Origin of the sequence: Kitasatospora albolonga, from assembly GCA_002082585.1 — a bacterium.
In the GTDB taxonomy this organism is placed as follows: domain Bacteria; phylum Actinomycetota; class Actinomycetes; order Streptomycetales; family Streptomycetaceae; genus Streptomyces; species Streptomyces stephensoniae.
The window spans coordinates 3,528,125-3,550,045 of sequence record CP020563.1 but is presented as its reverse complement, the minus strand read 5'-3'; the positions used below and the strand labels follow the sequence as shown (position 1 = coordinate 3,550,045).

At 71.1% G+C, this 21,921-nt stretch carries 19 protein-coding genes and 1 pseudogene; 8 read left to right on the top strand and 12 right to left on the bottom strand.

Features of this window, described 5'->3' with window-relative positions:
• Positions 1 to 22: 22 nt before the first annotated feature.
• On the bottom strand, positions 23 to 2,023 hold the full coding sequence (locus tag B7C62_15320) for a hypothetical protein (protein ARF73479.1): 2,001 nt from the start codon (positions 2,021 to 2,023) through the stop codon (positions 23 to 25).
• 146 nt (positions 2,024 to 2,169) lie between these two features.
• Positions 2,170 to 2,595, bottom strand: a complete 426-nt coding sequence (locus B7C62_15315) for a thiol-disulfide oxidoreductase (protein ARF73478.1) — start codon at positions 2,593 to 2,595, stop codon at positions 2,170 to 2,172.
• A gap of 95 nt (positions 2,596 to 2,690) precedes the next feature.
• On the opposite strand from B7C62_15315, the gene B7C62_15310 reads away from it, so the two are divergent.
• Positions 2,691 to 5,150 carry a hypothetical protein gene (locus B7C62_15310; protein ARF73477.1) on the top strand — a complete coding sequence of 820 codons (2,460 nt, stop codon included), beginning with the start codon at positions 2,691 to 2,693 and terminating at the stop codon, positions 5,148 to 5,150.
• On the opposite strand, the gene B7C62_15305 is transcribed toward B7C62_15310, so the two are convergent.
• Together B7C62_15305 and B7C62_15300 are read right to left on the bottom strand one after the other, a co-directional pair.
• Positions 5,134 to 5,430 (bottom strand): DUF397 domain-containing protein, encoded by a 297-nt coding sequence (locus B7C62_15305; GenBank protein ARF73476.1) that lies wholly within the window; start codon positions 5,428 to 5,430, stop codon positions 5,134 to 5,136. The genes B7C62_15310 and B7C62_15305 overlap by 17 nt on opposite strands.
• On the bottom strand, positions 5,427 to 6,263 hold the full coding sequence (locus B7C62_15300; GenBank protein ID ARF73475.1) for a transcriptional regulator: 837 nt from the start codon (positions 6,261 to 6,263) through the stop codon (positions 5,427 to 5,429). Before B7C62_15300 ends, B7C62_15305 begins: the two co-directional genes overlap by 4 nt.
• Before the next feature lie 177 nt (positions 6,264 to 6,440).
• Here B7C62_15300 and B7C62_15295 point away from each other — a divergent pair, with 177 nt between their 5' ends.
• A complete protein-coding gene (locus tag B7C62_15295) occupies positions 6,441 to 6,827 on the top strand; it encodes a hypothetical protein (GenBank protein ID ARF77182.1) in 387 nt (128 codons plus the stop codon).
• Positions 6,828 to 6,868: 41 nt separating this feature from the next.
• On the opposite strand, the gene B7C62_15290 is transcribed toward B7C62_15295, so the two are convergent.
• A complete protein-coding gene (locus B7C62_15290; protein ID ARF73474.1) occupies positions 6,869 to 8,002 on the bottom strand; it encodes a methyltransferase type 11 in 1,134 nt (377 codons plus the stop codon).
• Positions 8,003 to 8,242: 240 nt separating this feature from the next.
• On the opposite strand from B7C62_15290, the gene B7C62_15285 reads away from it, so the two are divergent.
• The gene (locus B7C62_15285) at positions 8,243 to 8,713 is read left to right on the top strand and encodes a cation-binding protein (protein ARF73473.1); all 471 of its coding nucleotides are present in this window, start codon (positions 8,243 to 8,245) and stop codon (positions 8,711 to 8,713) included.
• Between the two features lie 44 nt (positions 8,714 to 8,757).
• On the opposite strand, the gene B7C62_15280 is transcribed toward B7C62_15285, so the two are convergent.
• Both B7C62_15280 and B7C62_15275 read right to left on the bottom strand, forming a co-directional pair.
• A complete protein-coding gene (locus B7C62_15280; protein ID ARF73472.1) occupies positions 8,758 to 9,066 on the bottom strand; it encodes a MarR family transcriptional regulator in 309 nt (102 codons plus the stop codon).
• Entirely contained in the window at positions 9,063 to 9,563 is a 501-nt protein-coding gene (locus B7C62_15275) for a hypothetical protein (protein ID ARF73471.1), read from the bottom strand. Before B7C62_15275 ends, B7C62_15280 begins: the two co-directional genes overlap by 4 nt.
• A gap of 183 nt (positions 9,564 to 9,746) precedes the next feature.
• Here B7C62_15275 and B7C62_15270 point away from each other — a divergent pair, with 183 nt between their 5' ends.
• Together B7C62_15270 and B7C62_15265 are read left to right on the top strand one after the other, a co-directional pair.
• Positions 9,747 to 11,030 (top strand): hypothetical protein, encoded by a 1,284-nt coding sequence (locus B7C62_15270; protein ARF77181.1) that lies wholly within the window; start codon positions 9,747 to 9,749, stop codon positions 11,028 to 11,030.
• Between the two features lie 338 nt (positions 11,031 to 11,368).
• A complete protein-coding gene (locus B7C62_15265; GenBank protein ARF73470.1) occupies positions 11,369 to 12,280 on the top strand; it encodes a hypothetical protein in 912 nt (303 codons plus the stop codon).
• 797 nt (positions 12,281 to 13,077) lie between these two features.
• Here B7C62_15265 and B7C62_15260 read toward each other — a convergent pair.
• A complete protein-coding gene (locus B7C62_15260; GenBank protein ARF73469.1) occupies positions 13,078 to 13,629 on the bottom strand; it encodes a TetR family transcriptional regulator in 552 nt (183 codons plus the stop codon).
• A gap of 144 nt (positions 13,630 to 13,773) precedes the next feature.
• Positions 13,774 to 14,367, bottom strand: coding sequence for a hypothetical protein (locus B7C62_15255; GenBank protein ID ARF73468.1), 594 nt, complete (start codon positions 14,365 to 14,367; stop codon positions 13,774 to 13,776).
• A gap of 137 nt (positions 14,368 to 14,504) precedes the next feature.
• On the opposite strand from B7C62_15255, the pseudogene B7C62_15250 reads away from it, so the two are divergent.
• Together B7C62_15250 and B7C62_15245 are read left to right on the top strand one after the other, a co-directional pair.
• A pseudogene (locus B7C62_15250) lies at positions 14,505 to 15,782 on the top strand (MFS transporter).
• Between the two features lie 54 nt (positions 15,783 to 15,836).
• The gene (locus tag B7C62_15245; GenBank protein ID ARF77180.1) at positions 15,837 to 17,135 is read left to right on the top strand and encodes a hypothetical protein; all 1,299 of its coding nucleotides are present in this window, start codon (positions 15,837 to 15,839) and stop codon (positions 17,133 to 17,135) included.
• 3 nt (positions 17,136 to 17,138) lie between these two features.
• On the opposite strand, the gene B7C62_15240 is transcribed toward B7C62_15245, so the two are convergent.
• The 3 genes from B7C62_15240 to B7C62_15230 form a co-directional block, all read right to left on the bottom strand.
• A complete protein-coding gene (locus tag B7C62_15240; protein ID ARF73467.1) occupies positions 17,139 to 18,893 on the bottom strand; it encodes a serine/threonine protein kinase in 1,755 nt (584 codons plus the stop codon).
• 308 nt (positions 18,894 to 19,201) lie between these two features.
• On the bottom strand, positions 19,202 to 19,693 hold the full coding sequence (locus B7C62_15235; protein ARF73466.1) for a MarR family transcriptional regulator: 492 nt from the start codon (positions 19,691 to 19,693) through the stop codon (positions 19,202 to 19,204).
• Positions 19,690 to 20,298, bottom strand: coding sequence for a glutamine amidotransferase (locus B7C62_15230; protein ID ARF73465.1), 609 nt, complete (start codon positions 20,296 to 20,298; stop codon positions 19,690 to 19,692). Before B7C62_15230 ends, B7C62_15235 begins: the two co-directional genes overlap by 4 nt.
• A 159-nt stretch (positions 20,299 to 20,457) precedes the next feature.
• On the opposite strand from B7C62_15230, the gene B7C62_15225 reads away from it, so the two are divergent.
• Positions 20,458 to 21,831, top strand: coding sequence for an aspartate aminotransferase family protein (locus B7C62_15225; protein ARF73464.1), 1,374 nt, complete (start codon positions 20,458 to 20,460; stop codon positions 21,829 to 21,831).
• Positions 21,832 to 21,921: the final 90 nt, after the last annotated feature.

The following is a 21,921-nucleotide window of genomic DNA, read 5'->3' as shown; positions in this document are numbered from 1 at the left end:
TCAGTTGCGGTGGCCCGACGGCCTACTTCGTGAAGATGAAGTACTTCCAGCCGGTGTGCGTCGTGGAGTTGACGCTGTCGCCGGAGGAATTGTTGATGTACGAGGCACGCACGCGCATCTTGTAGCCGACGTCGTGGGGGCCTTCGAGCATCACGACCGACTTGCCCTTGGCGCCGAGCGGGAAGTACGCCTGACCCGTGTCGTACCACTTGCCCTGGTAGTTGAGCTGAAGGCTCAGCCGCTGGGCGCGACCCTTGTAGTAGGTCATCGTCGTGGTGAAGTCGGGGTTCTTCTTCTTGTTGTAGTACGCGTACGAGGTCTTCCCGATCTTCGCCGTCCTGTAGTGCTTCGACAGCTTCAGCGAGACCTTGACCTTGGCGTACGCGGTCGACTTCACCGTCTTCGGCGCGTACCGGCCGTCACCCGCGAACACGGCGGTCACCGTCGTGTCGCGCTTCAGGTTGACCTTGACGGACAGCTTGCCCTTGGAGTTGACCTTGCCCTTCTTGACCAGCTTCTTCGGCTTGTCGGCGCCGAAGGGGTCGGCCCACAGCTCGACGACGCGGTTCTTGTGCGTCTTGCCGAGGGTCGCGGTGAAGGTGACGTTCTTGTTGTACGCGTGGAGCGACTTGTTCCGGTCCAGCTTCAGCGAGGTCGCTGCGCGCGAGACGGTGACCGCGTCGGCCCCGGTCGACGCGGTGTGCGTGGCGCCAGCCGCGTAGGTGGCCCGGTACGTCACCTTGCCACCGGCGGGCGGGGTGTCGGTGAAGGAGAACGTGCCGTTGGCGTTCAGCGGCTTCGTACCGAGCGACTTGCCCTTCGGCGACTCGATGTCCGTCCGCACCACCGTGACCTTGGAACCGGCCGGGAACGCCACGGTGGCCGTGACCTTCCCGCTGGCGGTCAGCTTCTTGGCGCGGGGGGCCTTGGCCGGGGCGTTGACCTTCAGCGAGGTGACGGACTTGTTGGTGTTGGTGAGCACCCGCAGCGAGCGGACGTTCTGGCTGTTCACCGTGACGGCGAAGAGCCGGCTCCCGTCGGGCGCCCAGGACAGGGCCGCAGGCACCAGGGTGTCGGAGCCGCTGTGCATGCCCGTGTTGGGGAAGTCGTACGTGCGTACCGCCTTGGCGGCGCCCTTCGGGAAGATGTACACGTCCGGGTCGTACCAGCCGTCGACGCCCGCCGCGACCGTCCCGTTCGGCGCGATCTCGACGGCGTTGGGGTAGGCGGTGCTCGGGTAGCTCTTCCCGGCGGCGAGGTCCGAGGTCCGGAACACCTGGTGGTGGTACGGGCTGCTGCTCGCCACGACGATCTGCTGACCGTCCGGGGTGAGCGCGAGATCCTGGAGGTAGCTCGAACCGGTCGACTGGAGCGCGGTCTGTGCGGCCGTCCCCGAGGCGACGTCGTACACGGCGATACGGGAGGAGCTCTGGTCCTGCGTCCCGGCGGCCAGCGTCGTCGGCGCGCCCGGCGTCGAGGCCAGCAGCGGAGCGGAGTTCCAGAGGCGGTTCGGGTCCGGTGCCTGGTCCAGCGTGACCACGGGCTCCTCGCCCGACAGGTCCAGCGAACCGATGTTGCCCCCGCCCCCGCCGTCGCCGCCGTACCCGAACCAGAGCTTGCCGCCCGCGAGGGCCGGGTGCGTCGGCCGGGTGTCCGCGCCGATGTCGTACCGGGCGAACTCCTTCAGCGTGGCGGTGTCGATCGCGACGATGGCGTCGGCGCCGGGGACGGCCGCGTACAGGGTGGTGGAGTCGGGCGAGAGCTCAAGACCCCGCACGCCCGGCAGCGCGGCGAACGTGGCGACGACCTTGCCGGAGTAGTCGGTGGCGACGACCTTGCCGGACGCCGGGTCGCTGACGAACACCCGCTGGTGCAGACCGTCGGTGACGATGTCGCCCACGGAGGCGGCAGGAAGGATTCTGCTGCTGTCGGCGGCGGCCGGGCTCGCCGCCCCGCCGACCAGCACCACGGAACTGAAGAGGACCGCGAACGCCGTCGCGGTCGAAATTCTGCGCGTACGCACAGTTACTGATACCCCCACGATATGAAGGGGCCGCGCGTCACCCGAGATGAGAGAAGCGAAAGGGGCGCGGCCCGTACCGCAGAGTAAGGCATGCCGCCGACAGCGGAGCCCACTTTTTCGCGCCCTGGAACGGCTCCGGCCCGCGCCTAGGGAGCCGACCGTACGCCCGGCCCCGGTCCCGGCCCCGGCCTGCGGTCCGTCGGCAGCGCGCAGGCCGGGGAACCGCCCGGCAGCCGGGTGCGGTTGGCGGCGACGGCCCGGTAGACGCCGTGGGCGATCCACCGCACCGGAGGCAGGGTGAGCAGGCCGCCGAGCCACGCCCAGCCCCCACCGGCGCTCAGCAGGAGCTTGGCGACCGCCTGCGCACCCCCGTGCACCGCCCCGAGCGGCGAGATCCACAGCACCTCGTGCCCGGCCCGCTCCCGGGTGGTGCCGAGGGCGTCCAGGTCGGCGAACTGCCACGGGGTGACGGTGCATCGCGGACGCACGTACCGCGTCAGGAAGTTCACCGAGCTCGTGCAGAAGGCGCAGTCGCCGTCGTAGACGAGGACGGGTACGGATCGCTCAGGCATGCCCCCACTATGCCCGAGCGGACCGCCTGGCCGGGAGGCCGGAGCCTTCCCCGAACCGCCGCTTCCAGCACGGATGTTCGGGGAAGATCGGCTCCATGGAAGCCAAACGGGAACAGCGCATCCACAGCGTGCTGCGATTCCTGACCCCCCTGCTGGCCCTGGTCACGGTGGGCGGCCTGCTCTGGACGGTACGGACCCTGGTCGGGGGCGGGCTGGAGCCGGGCGACACGGCCGGGGTCGTGGCCGTACCGCTGGCCGCGCTCGCCGCGTGGCTGGCCGCCGTGGCGATCCTCAAGCGCCGCCCGGAGGCGGAGGCGAGCGCGAACCGGCTGGCCGGTCTCGTACGGGCCGAGGAACGGGCGGCGTTGGCGCGGCTCCTCGGGGACGGCACCCCGGGCATCGACACGCGCTTCCGGACCCCGGGCGACCCGCGTCCGCGCGCCGGGGCCGTCGACCACGTCCGTACGCTGCGTCCCCGCCGCGTCGTGATCACCGGCGAAGCGGGTGCCGGAAAGACCATGCTGGCGACCCGTCTGGTGCTGGCGCTGCTCGAACCGCGCGAGCCGGGCACACCGGTCCCCGTCCGCGTCCCCGCCACGGCCTGGGAGCCGGGGCGCCCGTTCGAGGAGTGGTTCGCCGAGCAGATATCCCGCCTGTACGCGCTGAGCGCGGCGGAGACGCGCGCACTCGTCACGGGGCACCACGTGATGCCCGTCATCGACGGCGTGGACGAGATGGCCGGCACCCTCGCGGCGGCCCTGCTCGACCAACTCAGCTCGGACCGCCGGAACATGGACCAGCGCCCGGTGATCCTCACCTGCCGTGCCGAACCGTACGAGCGCCTCCGCGAGGAACACCCCCTCGCCAACGCCCACCACCTCGCCGTCGAACCCCTCACCGGCGCCCAGGCCGTCTCCTTCCTGGCCGACCACCCCCGGGTCCGGCCCAACGCGGAGCGCTGGGAACCGGTCCTGACCGAGCTCCGGACCGCCCCCGACGGTCCGCTCGCCCACAGCCTCTCCTCCCCCTGGCGCCTCACCCTCGCCGTGACGGCCTACGCGCGCGACCCGGCCGGGCTGGTGGAGCGGGCGGCCGCCGGAGACCTGTACGAGCACCTGCTGTCCCGCTACATCCCGGCCACGGTCCGCCTGCACTTCGCGGAGGAGGACGAGCGGGCGTACGCGGAGGAGGACGTACGCCGCTGGCTGAGCGAACTCGCCTGGCACGTCGGCCTGAACGGTCCGGAGTCGGACGAGGACGCCACGGCCGTGCAGGGGCTCCGGCGCCACATCGCCTCGTTCTACGCGGTCAGGGCGGACATCGCCGAGACCGGGGAGCGGGCCCGGCAGCTCCTCGCGGCACCCGACGCCCCCGGCATCGATCCCGTACGGCTGCGGGAGACCGTCGACTGGGCGGAAGCGCGGCTGGCGGAGCTGGACACCGCGCGGCGGCGGAGGATGGGAGAGTTCGAGCGGCTGCTGCGATCGGACGACCATGTCCTCGGCGACCTCACCCCCGCCCGGCTCTGGTCCATGGCCGGGCCGCGCCGCATCCGCGCGCTGGACGCGCTGATCGGCGGTTCCGCCGCGCTGACCGGCGTTTTCGCCGTCCTGGTCGCGCTGCGCGGGTGGCCGTCCACGGGGTCTGCCTGGTACGGGCACCCGGCGCTCTGGGCCGTGCCGGTCGGCATGCTGGTGGCCTGGGTGTCGTACTGCCAGGAGCCGCAGACGCCCCTACGCCTGGACGTGAGGGGCCCGTGGCGCGGGCGCAGAGGCCGTCAGCTGCTCGCCCTGCTCGGCTCGGCGCTGCTGCGCCTGCTCGCGGCACCCGGCCTGATCGTCCTGGCCCACGCGTCCGCGTCCGCGCTGGGCGCCTCCGACCTGGTCAGGTCGGTCGCGGCCGGGGCGGCGGGCACGGTCTCCTTCGCCCTGCTGGTGCCCTGGCGGGCTCTCGGGTCGATGCCGCCCATCCGCCGTACCGTGGTGCTGCTCTCCGGCCCGCTGACGGTGTTCATCGGCGGCGCGATCGGCGTGGTGCTCGGGCCGCAGGACGTACGCGCCGCTGACATGATGCTGGGCATCGGCGCGATCGCCCTCGTCCCGGCCGTCGCCTGGTTCGTCATCCAGCGGAACAGCCGTGCGGAACCGGACCCCTGGGTGACACGGCAGCACAGCCCTCGCGGCGGGATGCTCGGCGAGGTGGTGCGCGCCACGCAGCACGCGATGCTCATCGCCGCGTTCAACTGCTGGACACTGGCGCTCCAGCCACCGGCCGTCGACCTCTTCACCATCACGCCGACCTCGCTGGTCGTCACGGGCATCGCCCTCACCGTCCCGCTCGCCCTGCTGGGCATGCCCGCCTCGCGCCGCTACCTTCTAGCGCTCTTCTTCCTGCGCGGCCGACTGCCGTTCCGCCTGGGCCGCTTCGTGAGGTGGGCGTACGGGGCGGGGCTGCTGCGGGCGGCGGGACCGGCGTACCAGTTCCGCCACCAGGAGCTTCACGAGTGGCTGATCCTGTCGTACTACGCGGGCGAGAACGTCACTCCGCCCAGGTGACGAACGTGGACCAGGCGTCGGGGGCGACGGCGAAGGCGGGCCCGTCCTGGACCTTGGAGTCGCGGACGTGGACGGAGTGGGGGCAGGCGGCGACCTCGACGCACTCACCACCGCTGGCGTTGCTGTGGGAGGACTTGTGCCAGGCGGCGGACACCTCGACGCAGTTGCCGCCGCTGTCGCTGCTGTAGGAGGACGTACGCCAGTCGAAGGCGACCTCGATGCAGTTGCCGCCGCTGCCGCTGCTGTAGCTCGATGTGAACCACCGGAGGGTGCTGCTCATTCCTTCACTCCTGCCAACCGCATGATGAGGTCCAGCGATTCGCGAGGACCCAGGGCCTGTGACCGGATCTTCGCATAGCGCTGAGCGTAGACGCTCACCTTTGCCGGGTCACTGATCAGCAGGCTCTCGTCCTGTGGCTCCAGATAGACGAGATGCTCATGCTCCGAGGTCTCTACCAAGTCCATCTCTCCGCGATCAGCCGCGTATTCCCCATACTTCCCGGCATCCAGAGGCAGCACCAGCAGCGTCACATTGCGCCGCCGGGCGCACTCCACGAGATACAGCAGCTGCTCCCGCATGATCTCCTCACTGCCGATGACGCGGCGCAGGACGGCCTCGTCGATGATGATCTCGATCATCGGGAGCGGGTCGCGGTCGAAGAGGGCCTTGCGCGCCATGCGCAGCTGGACCAGCTCTTCCACACGCTCGTCGGAGAGCGGCGGATACGAGCCACCGATGAGCGCCCGCGCGTACGCCTCCGTCTGGAAGAGCCCATGGATGACGTTGTTGGCGAACAGTTGGAGGCTGATCGCGGCCTGCTCCAGCAGCGAGTAGTCCTGGAACTGCTCGGGCAGCCGTTCCATCCGCATGTACAGCCGGGCCGTCTCGAAGACCTCACTGCCCTCGCTCAGGACCCGCTTCAGCGCCACCAGCATCGCGTCACTGGCGGGCTGGGCGCAGGTCTCCATCGCGCTGACGGCAGCAGCCGAGTAGCCGAGTTCGTCCCCCAGCCGGTCCTGCGACCAATCCCGCTGGACGCGCAACATGCGCGTCACTTTGGCCACGATCTTCGCCGCCGGGCTGGCCGATTCCTTGTTCTCCGCACTTGCCATGACGTGATCTCTTTTCGACTCAACCGAACTCAACCGGTCACTACGCGATGTGGCTGAAATCAACTGCCCAACAGCGAAGTTCGCGCAGGTCAACGGGTGTGCGACGAGCCTCGCCAGCCATGGATAACGCTAGGTGATCCAGGTCACCATCGTCCTGTGAACGCATCAAAGAGCAACCTGAAAATCGCGTGGGTCCCGGATTCGGGATTTCACCTCCGCAAGGCGGGCGTGCAATTCGACGCCGTCCGTGTCGACGGTGAGGACGGGAGGCGGCTGGCGCGCCGGATGGAGGAGATCATCGTGGGTGAGCCTGGCCCGATGGTCGCCGAGGCGAGCGGGCGGCGCGGGGTCTATTTCCTCGTACCGCCGGGGTCGACCGCGCACCGCCCCTGGCCGCGCGAGGTCACCACGTTCAACTCGGAGACGGGCCGGATCAGTTACGTGCCCGTACCGGCGCTGGAGGGCCGGACCTGGCCGCTCTTGTGGCGGAACCCGCCGACGTCCCCGGGGCGGTTCGTGCACACGCTGATCCTGTTCAACGCGGCGTACGACCTGTTCCGTTGACCCGTACGGAACGTGCCCGTACGGCCCCGGCTCCGGGCCTTTTATCGGCCCAGCGGTGTCCAGCCGGGGCCGTGCGGATCGTCGCCGGTGAAGGTGTGGTGCGCGTCGGGGGTGAGGTGCAGCCCGAAGTCGTACATCCCGGGCGCCCCGCGCTCTTCCCGCACGCGCCAGGCGCGCAACACCTCCTGGACCAGGTCCCGTTGCCCGCCGCGAAGGGCGCTCGCCTCTTCGAGGACGGCCCAGGAGGAGTGGCCGTCGCTGACCCGGGCCACGGCCTGTGCGTCGGCCCCGGTCGAGGTGTCGATCCGTACGTCCGGCAGCAGCACGCGCAGGGCGAACAGCACATCGGGGTGGGACAACTCCCGTACGGGTTTGGTGAATTCGGCCGGTACGCCCCCGCCCCCTCCCCGTACGCGTTCGAACGACAGGGGTGGGCGCCCGGCGCGACGGGTGGGCATGAAGCGGGCAGGTGCCTGCATCCAGCCGGTCGCCGACATGCCGTCCTGCGCCACGGTGAGCGCGACGCACCCCGTGTGCCCCCAGGGCGTGACGATCCGGCCGCCCGGCCGTGTGCGCTTCACCCACGCCCACGGCACGTGTTCCACGGCGTAGGTGGAGATCACCCGGTCGAAAACGGCATCTCCCGGTGGTCCGCCGTCGCCGTCCCCGGTGATGACGTGGACGTGACCCCCGGGCCCGGCCGCCTGGATGCGCTGCCGGGCGTGAGCGGCGAGCCCGGTGTCGATCTCCACGCTGGTCACCTGTGCGGCGCGCTCGGCGAGCAGGGCGGCGTTCCAGCCGGAGCCGGTGCCCAGTTCGAGCACGCGGTGTCCGGGTTCCAGGACGAGCGAGTCCAGCATGGTCGCCACGATGGCGGCGCACGAGATGCTGGAGGTCGGCAGGCCGTCGGTGACCTGGGTGACGGTCGAGCCGTACGGATCGGGGTAGACCTCGCCGCCCCACGCCTCCGGCGCCTCGGCCCGGCACACGGCCTCGTACCGCTGTCCTGTCCACCTCCAGACGGTCTCGGGGGCGAAGCGGTCCCGGGGTACGGCCTCCATGGCCCGCCGGACCCAGGGCGAGTCGTCCGGCCACAGACCCGCGTCGGCCATCGCGGCCAGCAGCCGCAGCCGCCGGTCCCCCAACGCGTCCAGCACGTCCGGCACGTCCGGCATGGGGGCTACTTCCTCCTGGACGGATGGATGGGGGAACGGCGGACGGGTCTCATCGTTCCGCTCGTCCCGCGCCTTCCGGGAGCAATCCGAGATAACTGGCCGAAACGGTGGGGGTGTCGTCGGGGCGAGGGCTGCGCTACTCTGTGGGCCGCGTCGCGTGCCGGTGGCAGACCGTGCCAGGCATGGAGGCGCCGGACCGAAGGAGAACGACGATGCACTCGTCGCACCCTTCGTCCTCGCGTGACTGAGCGCGAGACGACCAGGCTTGTCGCCTGGAGCCAAGAACTCCGTCAGGTGCACCACCGACTGCGCGAAGCGCTGCACCTGACCCGTACGTCCCTCGCCGACGGCACCCCGGGGGAGTCGGCCACCCGTGAACTGCTCTTGTACTGCCACGGTTTCTGCGCGGCTCTCGACGGCCACCACCAGGGCGAGGACCGCAGCCTGTTCCCGGCCATCGCGGCGGCCCATCCGGAGCTGCGCCCGGTGCTGCGAGCGCTCGAACAGGACCATTCGATGATCGCCCACCTGCTCGGCGGCCTCCGTGCGGCGGTCGAGCGGGCCGCGCCGCCAGAGGAGCTCGATCAGCACTTGGAGGGCATTGCCGCGATCATGGAGAACCACTTCCGCTACGAGGAACGGCAGTTGCTCAGGGTGCTCGAAGCCCTTGAGCTGTCGGCCGAGCCGCGAGAGGTGCTGGGGCCGCTATGACGGGAGCGGGTAGCGGCTGCGGCCTTCTGCTCCTGCTTCTGCTCCTACGACGGCCCCACGATCGCCCGCAGGGCGGCAAGGTGCCCCTGGTAGGCGTCCTGCCCCCGTCGGGTCAGGCGGAGCCACACGCGCTGGCGGGTGTCGCGGACGGCCTTGCGCTGCTCGACGTAACCGGCGTCCATCAGCACGCTGACGTGTTTGCTCAACACGGAGGCGGAGAGGCCGAGTTGTATCTGTACGACACCGAACTCGGCCTCGCCTGCCGTGTCCAGCAGGGCGCAGACGCGTAGCCGGTTCGGGGCGTGGACGGTGGCGTCGAAACCCTCCAGCGGGTCACGGGTCTCGGCGCTCACGCGGTCTCCCGGGCCTTCCGGTGCAGGCGTACGAAGGCGAGGTGGAAGCCGACGGAGGCGGCGGCGCCGATCAGCGAGGCCGCGACCAGCCACACCGCCCACCCCGTGGCGCGGAACGCGAAGGCCGCTCCCACCAGCACCACCGGCAGGCCGGCCATGAGGGGCACGGTCGCCCGCTTCGGCAGCACGTCCAGCCGCAGAGCCACCCCGGTCTTCTCGCGCCAGCCCCGGGCCGCGAGGGCGAAGAGCGCCATGAACACCGCCGTACCGGCCAGCATGATGCCCGTCCAGGCGGGGCGCGGCAGCAGCCAGTCCGGGTCGGCCAGGGAGCCTCCGTAGATGACCGGGAGTGCGGCGAGGTAGAGCGTGAGCGTGACGAAGAACCAGTTCGGCCAGGGGGTGGCCGACAGCGCGGTGGCGGAGGCCCGGACGCGCTCGGTGTCGGCGAGGGCGGAACGGGCCTGCTCCGGCGTCGGCGGTACCCCGTGAGTTTCCATGACGGAAAGAGTAGTGGATGGTTTCCGTGATGGAAAGAGACGAGTTTCCGCTACGGCAAGTGAACGGCTGAGGCCGGACGCACGGCCCGCTGCTGTGTACTGCTCGGCGGCATGTCGTTCCAGGCAGTGGCGCCGTGACCGCAACGCCGCTACCCCTCCAACGTCTGGGGCGGCGAATGGGCCCTGATCGAGCCCCTGTTGCCGACACTGGCCTGCGCGGCGAAGGCGGGCGGCCGTCCCGAGAAGCACCTCCGCCGGGAGATCGTGGACGCGATCCGCTCTGTCGTGGACACCGGCTGCACGTGGCGTGCCCTGCGGCCCTGGTCAGTTGTCCTTGCGGGCTCGGGTGAAAGCTTCATGCCGCGCCCGCAGCGCGGAGAAGTCGTCGCGGGGGAAGGCCCGCGCGATGAAGTCGAGGTGGCGGCCGATGTCCAGGTGGAAGTACTCCGGGAAGCCTGGGTCGTGCGGATCGGCGAACAGGTACTGCCAGCCGTGCAGGCCCCTGGTGAGCAGCAGCGTCTCCAGGTACTCGGGGTAGCTGAGGCCGAGGCGTACGACAGTGCCGGAGGTGTTGACGGAGTACCAGATCTCGGGGTGCCCGGACATGTCGAGGACGACGCCGTCCTCGGCCCTGAACCCGGCGATCGCGCCGTCCCCCGTGTGAACGTTGCCGTCGAAGCCGTGGAGGACGAGTTCGGTGAGCTCGCCCTCCATGTCGACCTCCGGCATATAGACCTCGGAGACGTTGGCAACCAGTCCGCTGTATCCACGCTCCGACGTCGGCCAGTCCGCTTCGGATATCGTGCGGGGGACCGAGCCCACGCAGGCGTTCACCAGATGGTTGAGCCCGAACTCACCGCCGAGGGTGGTGTCCTCGGTCGCCCTCCAGTAGCAGCCCAGGACGCCGTACCGGTGGAAATTGCCGACCATGGACGGGGCGAGGGCCAGCCCAGCGGCCTTCTCCATCACCTCAAGCGCGTGCTCGGGCCCGGCGAGCCAGGTGGCAAGGGGGCCTTCCTCCGCGTCGTACACCGTGACGGCCTCGTTTTCGCGGAGGCCGGCGAGCATGGCCACAAGCCTGTCCTCGAACCCGGTCATGTCCATTCCCCTCATCAGGCACTTGCGCCATGCCGAGGCCGCAACTGCCCCCATCCTAGGGAGCGTTGTGCCTGTAAGGTCAGGCGGGCCTTCAGCGGAACGGCTGACGCCGCCGTCGGAGTCCCCGGAGCCATCCCCGTTCGCATCCTGACCTGGGTAGAACCACAGCTCAGGATCGGAATCAGGCACATACCGACCCCTCGGCGCCGACGCTCCTCCGCCGCCCCCCATCCGCTCTGCGGCCCCGCCGATCTGTCCTGCGGCTCCGCTCCCGGCGGGCGAGGAAATGCCGGGTCGGGGTCGGTGCGGATGACACCGACCGAGAACGAGCGCAAACCCGGGCGTCGTGGCGCCTTTTCGGCCAACTGATCCGCAGGTTGGCGCATTTTATGGAGGTGATGAGGGTTTTCGGTCATCTTATGTCCGAAAAGGTGATATTTCTTTACAGTTGCTTTTCGGTGATCAATGCTGATTCTCGACCATGAGTTGATCAAGGTCGGCTTTCGAGAGCTCTTCTGGCCCGGGACGTCGACCGCGGGTCGCTCATCAAATCGTTCTGGGCAGGCTGACCAGCCTTGCTCAAACAGGGGAGAACTGAAAAGTTGACTCGTTTCGGCAGAGGCTACATATCGGTACTCGGCGGCATCGTGCTGGCTGGATCTTTGGTGGTGAATCCTGGATCAGCGGTCGCCGAGGAGAACCCTGCGGTGGGGATCGTTGACAGCGCGAAGATTTCCGGGGATTCCGGCGAGGAAGTAACGACGGGGCAGTCCTACGAGGCCGCAGGGAGTGATGTAGAGGCTTTCGGTGCGGATATCGCTGCGGCCTTGGGGCTTCGTCTCGCCGGGGCGCCGATCGCAGAGGTGTACGAGGGGCTGGATCGCACGCTCACGCTCCATCTCGTTGATGGAGACGGGAACAACCGTCTGACCGTGACGCGCGTCAAGGTCGACAAGGACGTACCGAAATCGGTCTTCGCGGACGACGAAGAATCCGTAAAGACGCAGCTTCTTCCCGATGGTGGGACGCTTGCCGTCGTCAGCGACGGGCAGAGCAATCGCGTGGGCGTGCTGAGTCCGGCCGGTGTGCTGACTTTCTGGGACTCGACCACTTTCAACGGGGAATCCCCCATCGCCATCGGCGAACTGACCGATGCGGCTCGGTCGCTGGCCGCGAAGCACGACGGCGTGATGGAGATCGGTCGAGCAGGCGCAACGGCCAAGCCGTCGGCGTCGGCGTTCGCGCCTGCTGCGGCCGCAGCAGCGGCGCGTCCCAAGTGCAAGGTCACTTGGAACAACCTCTTCATCGCCAACCGCACCCCCAATGTCTTCGCCTCGACTTCACTTCAGTGTGACCAGGCCGGCGACGGGGCGCTCGGTGCCTACGTCCAGCAGTACCGGGGCAGTGGCATCTGGGTGGGTGTAGCGGGTTACGTCCAGGCGGAAAAGAACAAGAAGCTGGTAACCGTTATCCCCAACTACACCTGCCGCGCCTGGAGTGCCAACGACAAGAAGCAGTACAGGGCGGCTGCACTGCTGCGGCAGCTGAAGAACAAGAACGGAACGTGGTTCGGGCAGAACATGATCAACGGGCCCGCCAAGACGTTCAAATGCAAGTGAGCTAGCTATCGGCTTCAGGTGTCAGCCTGACGGGTGTGCCGACGAGGGAATCTTCGGCACGCCCGTCATCGCCTGCGATGTGCGCGTACTCGGAAAATCACCCACGCGCCCCCGAGTGCTATACCAAGGGCTGAAAATGCGAACTTGATGGTTCCACCCTTGTCCGGGTCCTCGTGCACATGGTCGGCGATTGTCAGCCCGATCGTTGTGGAAATTATGGCTATGGCAATCCATCCGCACCCCAGGACTGCCATGCCTGCGCCATCGCTGCGATTCTTGTCACGCAAGTGAATGCACCCTCCTGTCGATACGCCTCACGCTTCTGATCCAGAATCATGCTATCTCGGAGAAGGCGGCTTTATTGATCGCGTGCGGGGCTCGATGGGGGCAGGGCTTCGGCGTAGTCGCATGACGTCCGGTCCGTGGTCATCCGAGGCCGAGGAGCGAGAGGGGTCGGCGAGGGTCGCGGGCGTTGCGGCGGAGACCTGCCGCGATGTTCTTCACTCCGGCCGTGCGGAGGGGTCCGATAGCGAGGTTGCGCCAGGTGGCCATCGCGCGGGGTGCGTTGCCGGTCCGCAGTTGGGAAGCGTCAGCTCGGTGGCCTTCGGCGGTGAGGGAGAGGATCTGGTCGCCGATGTCGCCCTGGCGGATGGTCAGTTCCCGGGAGGACGTGCCCCGCTCGCCGGGGAGGGAGGCGGTCCGGGTGCCGAGGTAGTCGGCGGGGAGCCCGCCCTCGTCGTCGGTGCCGACGGGGTTGCCGGAGGCCCCGCCGATCTGTCCTGCGGCTCCGCTCCCGATCAGCCCTGCGGCACCGCCGTGATCCGGGCGATGGCCTCGGCGGTCAGGGCGCGGTCGTGGGGCTCGGTCTCCAGGGCGCGGTGGATGGACAGCCCCTCGATCAGCGCGTCGAGCTGGCGGGCGGTGGAGGCGTCGAAGTGCCATTCCAGGGCGCGCCGGCTGCGGCTCATCCAGGTGCGGGTGAGCTCGCGGTAGGCGGGTTCGCGGGCGGCGAGGGTGTAGAGCTCGTGGGTGAGGACCAGCTCGCGCTGGTTGCCGCTGGAGAGGTGGTGGACGAGATCGGTCACGGCCTCGCGGGCCTCGTCGGGGGTGGTGGCGGCGTCGAGACGCTCCTCGAAGACGGCGACGATTGTGCCGGAGAAGCGGGTGAACGCTTCGTGGAGCAGCTCGCTCATGCTCGCGAAGTGGTACGTCATCGACCCGAGCGGCACCCCGGCCCGGGCGGCCACCTTGCGGTGCGACATCCCCGCGACGCCCTCGTCGGCGATCAGGTCCAGCGCCGCGTCGATGATGCGGTCCCGCCGATCGGGATCGATGCGCCCTGTCGCCACCCGGCGCCTCCTCGTTCGGCCTGTTCCTCCCTCGCAGCATAGGGCTCGGGGGAGGGGCGGGGGCGCCTGCGGGAAGTCGCACGAAGGGGTTCGCCCGGGGCGCCCGACGGGAAGGAGCGTGGAGATCCCGGAGCCCCGGCCGCATCAGGGCTGGTCCCTCTTCGCCTTCTGCCGGGAGTAGTAGGCCCGGGCGCGGTTGCGGTCGCCGCAGTCCTTCGTGTTGCACCAGCGGCGGTTACGGCGCGGTGAGGTGTCGAGGTAGACCCAGCCGCACTTGGCGTCCTCGCACTGGTGGAGGCGGTCGAGGTCGTCGCGCTGGGTGAGGGTCACGAGTCCGCGGACGATGCGGTGGCGGGGCAGGTGGAGGCCGGTGTCCCGGTCCTGCCACTGCCAGCGGTCGCCCGCGTGGACCAGGTCGGCCGCGGCGATCGCCGCCCGGTACATGCCCGCGAGGTCCGCGGCGGCTTTGGGGTCCCCGTCCAGGAGGGTCGCGTAGGCCCTCTCGCGGGCTTCGGCGACCCGGTCCCGTTCCCGCTCGGCCCGGGCGCCGTCCCGGGCGGCCAGGCCGTGCAGGGTCGTGGCCTCGTCCGCGCTGATCAGGTCAGATTCCGCGCACCACTCGATGACGTCGGAGAAGGTCCTCAGGGACTCGGTGCGTTCGGGCCCGCCGAGCCGCCAGGCAACGGTGTTCACCAGGTCGAGCATGTGGTCGCCCGCGATATGGCCGAACCTCGCCATCGGCTTCTCCTCTCCGCGAAGGCGTTGCGCCCGCGAGGTGGCTCTCACAGGCAAAAGCATTATTGCATGTGAGGTGATCCTCTGGGCATCATGCCTCATCGGCCCATCACCCATGAGATCACCGCGAGGAGACGCCCATGCCCGTCGCCGCCCCCCGACCGTTCACCGCGCTGTGGGCGTCCCAGGCGGCCTCGAACCTCGGCGACGGGGTCCTGCAGGCAGCCGCACCGCTGCTCGTCGCCACGCTGACCCGTGACCCGCTCCTGGTGGCGGGCGCGACGGTGGCGCAGTTCCTGCCCTGGCTGCTCGCCACCCTCCCCACCGGGGCGCTCGCCGACCGCATGGACCGGCGCCGGATACTCGTCCTCGGCAACGGGCTGCGCGCCGCGGGATTCGCGCTGCTCGCCCTCTCCCTGACCGGCGGATGGCGGCACGTCGCACTGCTCTACGCCGCCGTGTTCATCGCGGGCTGCGCCGAGACGATGGTCGACAACGCCGCCCTGGCCATCCCGCCCCGTCTCCTGCCCCGCGAGAAGCTCGAACGCGCCAACGGCAGGCTGTTCGCCACCCAGTCCGTCATCAACACGTTCGTCGGTCCGCCCGCCGGGGCGGCGCTGTTCGCCCTGGCGGCGTCGGCGGCCTTCTACACCGGCGCGGCGGCGTTCGCCCTCGCCGGTCTCGCGGCCCTGCTGCTGCCCGCACTGCGCACCTCCGGCGAGGAGCACGAGCACGAGCGCCACCGTGCCGAACCGGCCACCATCGCCCAGGACATCCGTACCGGATGGGTCCACTTCTGGCGCCACGGCCTGCTGCGCCGCGTCGCGTTCATCTCGGCGGCGATCAACTTCTTCGGCGCGGCCACCGGCGGTCTGCTCGTGCTGCTGATCACCGGCCCGTACCAACTGCCCCTGTCGAGCTACGGCCTGTTCATCGCCGTCCCCGCAGCCGGTGCGATCGCGGGCTCGCTGCTCGCCGAGCACATCGTGCCCCGTATCGGGGGCGGCCCCACCACCTGGCTCGCCGCCCTCGCCCCGGCCGCCGGGTACGCCGTCCTCGGGCTGGGTGGCAGCACGCCCCTGGCCCTGGCCGCCCTGTTCGGCGCCGCCCTTGCCTCCTCGCTGAACCAGATCGTCGTCAGCACCCTGCGCCAGGCGGCGGTCCCCGACGAACTCCTCGGCCGCGTCACCGCCGCCTACCGCCTGATCGTCCTCGGCGTCGTCCCCCTCGGTGCCCTCGGCGGCGGCCTGCTCGGACGTGGCGTGGGAATCCGCGCCACCTTCGTCGCCGCGGCCGTCGGACTCACCCTCGCCGCGATCCCGCTCGCCTCCCGGGTCACCACCCGAGGTCTCCGGGACGCGGAGAAGCGCCCCTTGCACCCAGAGAGCGTGTACGAACGTACGCTTGAGGTGTACGTTCGTACGCTCAAGCCTTCTCCTCCTCCCTCTCCCGTCTGCCGAGGCGCCCTCCCCATGAAGCCCACGCCGGTCATCGACGCCCGCACCCGCCGCTGGCGTACCGCGCTCTTCCTCTTCATGCTCGCCACCGGGGTGAGCCTGGCGTCCTGGGTGGCGAGGACGCCCGCCGTGCGGGATGCGCTGGACGCCTCCACGGGCTCGATGGGGCTGGTCCTGTTCGGGCTCTCCGTCGGCTCCATGGCGGGGGTGCTGGTCTCCGGCGGTCTCGTACGCAGGCACGGCGGGCGGCCGGTGATCGCGCTCGGCGCGGGGCTGCTCGTCGCCGGGCTGCTGGTGATGGCCGGGGGCGCGGCGCTGGAGGTGTCCGGCGGGGTCTTCGCCGGTCTGGCGCTGTTCGGGGCCGGGTTGGGGCTCGCGGAGGTGGCGTTCAACATCGAGGGCGCCGCCGTGGAGCGGACCGTGGGGCGCCCGGTCCTGCCGGTGCTGCACGGCTGCTTCAGCCTCGGGACGGTGGTCGGGGCGCTGCTGGGGATGGGGCTGACGGCGGTACGGTTCCCGGTCGGCTGGCACCTGGCGGGGGTCGCCGTGGCCGTGGCGGCGGCCGGGGTGTGGACCGTACGGGCCGTTCCGGCGGGTACGGGGCGCGAGGACGGCGATGCGGGCTGCGGGGACGGCGATTCCGGCAGCGAGGACGGCGGGTCCGTCAATGGGGAGCGGGGCCGTGGGTGGCGGGCCCAGCTGGAGGTCTGGCGGGACCGGCGGCTGGTGCTGATCGGGCTGATCGTGCTGGCCATGGCGTTCGCGGAGGGCTCCGCCAACGACTGGCTGCCGCTGCTGATGGTGGACGGTCACGGGACGGGCGCGACGGCGGGCTCGCTGACGTTCCTGCTGTTCGCGGTGGCGATGACGACGGGCCGGTTCACGGGCGGGCCGCTGCTCGTGCGGTACGGGCCCGCGGCCGTGGTCCGGGCCAGCGCGGTCGTGGCGGCGGTGGGCGTGGCGCTGGTGGTCTTCTCGTCCAGCGCGCTGCTTGCCGGGGCGGCCGTCGTGCTGTGGGGGCTCGGCGCCTCGCTGGGGTTCCCGGTGACGATCTCGGCGGCGGGGGAAGGGGCGGGGGAGCGGGACGCCTCGGCCCGGGTCGCGGCGGTCTCGACGGCGGGGTACGCGGCGTTCCTGGTCGGCCCGCCCTCGCTGGGCTTCCTGGCCGACCACGTGGGGCTGCGCGCGGCGATGATCGTGGTGCTGGTGCTGCTGGGGGGTGCGGCGCTGCTCACGGGGGCGCTGCGGCGGCGGATGCCCGTCCCGGTGGCGGGAGCGCCGTCCGTTCGGTCCGATCGGTCCGACCTGGTGTAGAGGTCAGTCCGACCTGGTGTAGGTCACGGTCTCGCCCGAACCGATCGTCGCCCGGCGCAGGGTGCCGTCGGGGAGGAGCGTCAGCTCGGTGGCCTTTCCGGGGGCGCAGGACGAGGCCGGTCTGCCCACGGAGACGGTGGAGGGACCGATCCTGACCGGTTCACCGGCGGCGGGGCGGGCGGCCAGGGGCGCGGTGAACTCGCAGTGGTACGTGGCGCCCAGCGCCAGGGGGCCCTTGGCGGTGAGGGAGAGGACCTGGTCGCCGACGTCGCCCTGGCGGATGGTCAGCTCCCGGGAGGACGCGCCCCGCTCGCCGGGGAGGGAGGCGGTCCAGGTGCCGAGGTAGTCGCCGGGGACCCCGCCCTCGTCGTCGGTGCCCGTCGTCTCGCCGGAAGCGCCGGTGGAACTCCCGGTGGAGCTTCCGGCGGAGTTTTCGGTGGAGCTCCCGGTCGAGGCGGAGGCCGACGGGCCGGGGGTGGGCGTATCGCCGCCCTTGTTGTTCATGAACGCGTACACGGACCCGCCCGCGCCTATCGCCACCACGATCGCGACGGCGACGAGCGCGACGGTCGCCCCGGCGGACCGGCGCACGGGCGTGGGGGCGGTCGCCGGGGCGAAGTAGGCGGGCGGCAGCGGGGTGTTGTACGCCGGGCCGGGGCCGTAGCTCTGGCCGTACGGGGGCTGGTGCTGAGGCTGGTGCGCGTACGGCGGTGGGGTCGGGGTCGGCGGGGGAGTGACGGGCGCGGGCGGCGCGGGCACCGGGGCGACCTGGGTGGGGAGCGCGTGGACGGAGGCGGGAGGGGTGCCGGGGCGCGTCGGCTGCTCCGGGTCCTCCGCGTCCAGCAGCCCCACCGCCTGGCGGCCCAGTTGGGCGATGAGGGTGGCCGGGAGCCAGGGCTCGTCCGCCCGCGCCTCGCCGAGGCGGGCCAGGAGCTCGTCGGTGGAGGGCCGGGCGGCCGGGTCCTTGGCCAGGCACTCCCGTACGAGCCCGGTCAGCTCCGCCGGGACTCCGGTCAGGTCCGGGTCCTCCTGGGTGATCCGGAACATCAGCGCGTGCACCCCGCCGCTGTCGGCCGTACCGAAGGGGAGGCGGCCGGATGCCGCGTACGCGAGCACGGAGCCGAGGCAGAACACATCGCACGCGGGCGTCACGCGCTCCCCGCGCACCTGCTCCGGGGCCATGAACCCGGGCGAGCCGATCATCGAGCCGGTGCGGGTCAGATCGCCGTCGGGCAGGGACTCCAGGGCGCGGGCGATGCCGAAGTCGATGACCCGGGGGCCGTCGATGGTGAGCAGCACGTTGGACGGCTTCAGGTCGCGGTGGATGAGCCCGGCGCCGTGGATGTGCTGGAGGGCGTGGGCGAGCCCGGAGCCGAGGAGCTGGACGGAACGTATCGGCAGCGGCCCGTACGCCCCCGATTCCGCGACCGGGGCGCCGGGGCGGCCGGAGACGACGCGGTGCAGGGAGGGCCCGGCGACATAGCCGGTGGCGACCCAGGGGACGGCGGCCTCGGTGTCGGAGTCCAGGACCGGGGCGGTCCAGGCGCCGCCGACCTGGTGCGCGGCGCGGACCTCCTGGCGGAAGCGGGCGCGGAACTCGGGCTGCTCGGCGAGCTCGCGGCGGACGAGCTTGAGGGCGACGGTACGGCCCCGGTCGGAGCGGGCGAGGAAGACCTGGCCCATGCCGCCTTCGCCCAGCCGGCCGAGGAGGCGGTACGCGCCGATGCGGTGCGGGTCGTCGGGCCTGAGCTGATCCATGGTGCGCTTCCTCCCCCGGGTGGCCCGCACGAGGATAGCTCCGCCGCCCCGGGGCCTGCCGCCGCCCTCTACGACTCACCCCGCCACGGCCCCGGTTCCACCAAGCCTCAGCCCGCCCGGGCGCCCTCCCTCCGGCCCAGGGCGGACACCTTCAGCCCGTCCGGCGTTTGAGGACGGAACCGGGGAGCGCGGGTCCGGTGCGCGGGCAGGGGCGGCGCCCCGGGGGAGCCCGGCAGTCAGGCGCGCCCCCACCAGGGCAAGGGTTCCGTCCTCAAACGCCGGACGGGCTTGGGTGGCCCCCGCCCGGGCTAAAGGTCGGCGCCGACCCCGCCGGACGGGCTGGAACGGGCCACCGCGTCCAGCGCCCCCGACAACCGCTCCAGCACCCGCACCGTCTCCGCGAACCCCTCCGCCCCCAGCTCCCCCGCCAGCCGCGCGGCGAACTCCGCGTGCGGCGGGCCGATCCGGGCCACCGCATCGCGCCCCGCGTCCGTCACCCGCAACAGCTTCGCGCGGCGGTGGGCCGGGTTCTCGACGTACTCCGCGAGACCCCGCTCCACCAGCAGGTCCGCGATCCGCTGCACGCTCTGCCGGGTGATCCCCATCGCCCGGGCGATCCCCGCCACCGGCAGCGGCTCGACCTGCACCGCCCCCAGCACCTGCCACCACGCGGCCGTCAGTCCGCTCGGCCGGGCCAGTTCCTCGGCCACGCCCAGGAACTGGCCGTTCAGCCGGAACACCGCCAGCGCGCTCCGGCTCAGCAGCTCCTGCTCCGAAGGCAGCCCGTCACCACCGCTCATCCCTCGTCCTCACCTTCCAGCACCTCGTACGCGCTCGGGTCCGAGCCGTGGAACAGCCGGTACCACGCGTCCAGCTTCTTCGGTCCGTACACCCCCAGCAGCCCGAACACCTCCCGCGCCAGCGCCACCGGCTCCGTCGGCCCGGCCGTGATCAGCCCGCCGTCCGTCACCGCGTCGGCCTCCACGTACCGCGCGCCGCCTCCGTACCCCGTGGCCGCCAGGTAGAAGGAGACCGCGCTCGTGTGCGCCCGGTCGTCGAGGAGCCCCTCGCGGGCCAGTCCGGCCGTCGCCCCGCAGATCGCCGCCACCGGCACCTCCGCGTCGAGGAAGGCGCGCGCGGTACGGGCGAACGGGGCCAGCTCGTCCCCCGCGTCCCAGAGCCCGGCACCGGGCAGGACGAGCAGCGCGCTGTCCTCGGGCCGCAGCTCGGCCAGCGCCAGATCGGGCTGGACGCGCAGCCCGCCCATGGTGGTGACCGGCTCCCGGTCCGGGCCCACGGTCCGCACGGTGTAGCCGTTCTGCGCGAGGAACGCGGTGGTGTACCCGGTCTCCCAGTCGGCGAGCGTGTCGTACACGGCGAGGTGAACGGTTCTGGTGCTGCCCATGACGGCCTCCCTGAGTAGATGACAGAATCCTGTCATGAAGGCAGCATGCTGTCAATGGGATGGGCCCCGCCCCGGACCCGACACCCTGCCGATCCCCGCGCCCGACGCCGTACAACATGGCCATGGAGCACACCCCCCACCAGCGCCTACGCTCGCCGCATGACCCCTCATGCCCCTCGTGTTCCGTACGCCGACCCCGCGGCCGGTGCGGCCGTGAAGGCCGCGGACCGCGCCCACGTGTTCCACTCCTGGTCCGCCCAGGGCCTCATCGACCCGCTCGCCGTGGCCGGCGCCGAGGGGTCCTACTTCTGGGACTACGACGGCAACCGCTACCTCGACTTCACCAGCGGGCTCGTCTACACGAACATCGGCTACCAGCACCCCACCGTGGTCGCCGCGATCCAGGAGCAGGCCGGGAAACTCGCCACGTTCGCGCCCGCGTTCGCGGTCGAGGCGCGCTCCGAGGCCGCACGCCTCATCGCCGGGCGCACCCCGGGCGACCTGGACAAGATCTTCTTCACCAACGGCGGGGCCGAGGCCGTCGAGAACGCCATCCGCATGGCCCGGCTGCACACCGGCCGTACGAAGGTGCTCTCCGCCTACCGCTCGTACCACGGCGCCACCTCCACCGCGATCAACCTCACCGGCGACCCGCGCCGCTGGCCCTCCGACAACGGCTCGGCCGGGGTCGTCCGCTTCTGGGCGCCCTTCCTCTACCGCTCGCCGTTCTACGCGGAGACCGAGGCCGAGGAGTGCGCCCGCGCGCTCCAGCACCTGGAGGACACCCTCGCCTTCGAGGGCCCGGCCACCATTGCCGCGATCATCCTGGAGACGGTCCCGGGTACGGCCGGGATCATGACCCCGCCGCCCGGCTATCTGGCGGGCGTGCGCGAGATCTGCGACCGGTACGGGATCGTCTTCGTGCTGGACGAGGTGATGGCCGGATTCGGGCGTACCGGTGCCTGGTTCGCCGCCGACCACTTCGACGTCGTACCGGACCTGCTGACCTTCGCGAAGGGCGTCAACTCCGGTTACGTACCGCTCGGCGGCGTCGCTATCAGCGCCGAGATCGCCGCGACCTTCGAGACCCGCCCCTACCCCGGCGGCCTCACCTACTCCGGCCACCCGCTGGCCTGCGCGGCGGCCGTCGCCACCATCGGCGTGATGGAGGACGAGAAGGTCGTCGAGAACGCGGCCCGGATCGGCGAGACCGTCCTCGGCCCCGGCCTGCGCGAACTGGCCGAACGTCACCCCTCGGTGGGCGAGGTGCGGGGCCTCGGCGCCTTCTGGGCGCTGGAGCTCGTACGGAACCGGGAGACTCGCGAGCCGCTCGTCCCGTACAACGCCTCGGGCGAGGCGAACGCGCCGATGGCGGCCTTCGGGGCGGCGGCGAAGAAGCAGGGCCTGTGGCCGTTCATCAACATGAACCGCACCCACGCCGTCCCCGCCTGCAACGTCACCGAGGCCGAGGCGAAGGAAGGGCTGGCGGCGCTGGACATCGCGCTGGCGGTCGCGGACGAGCACACGGTGTAGCGGCGCGGTAGCCGTCCACGAGCACACGGTGCAGCGCGGCCACGCGGCTCAGCAGTCGGCCGCGAACACACGTTGTGAGCGTCCGGGCAC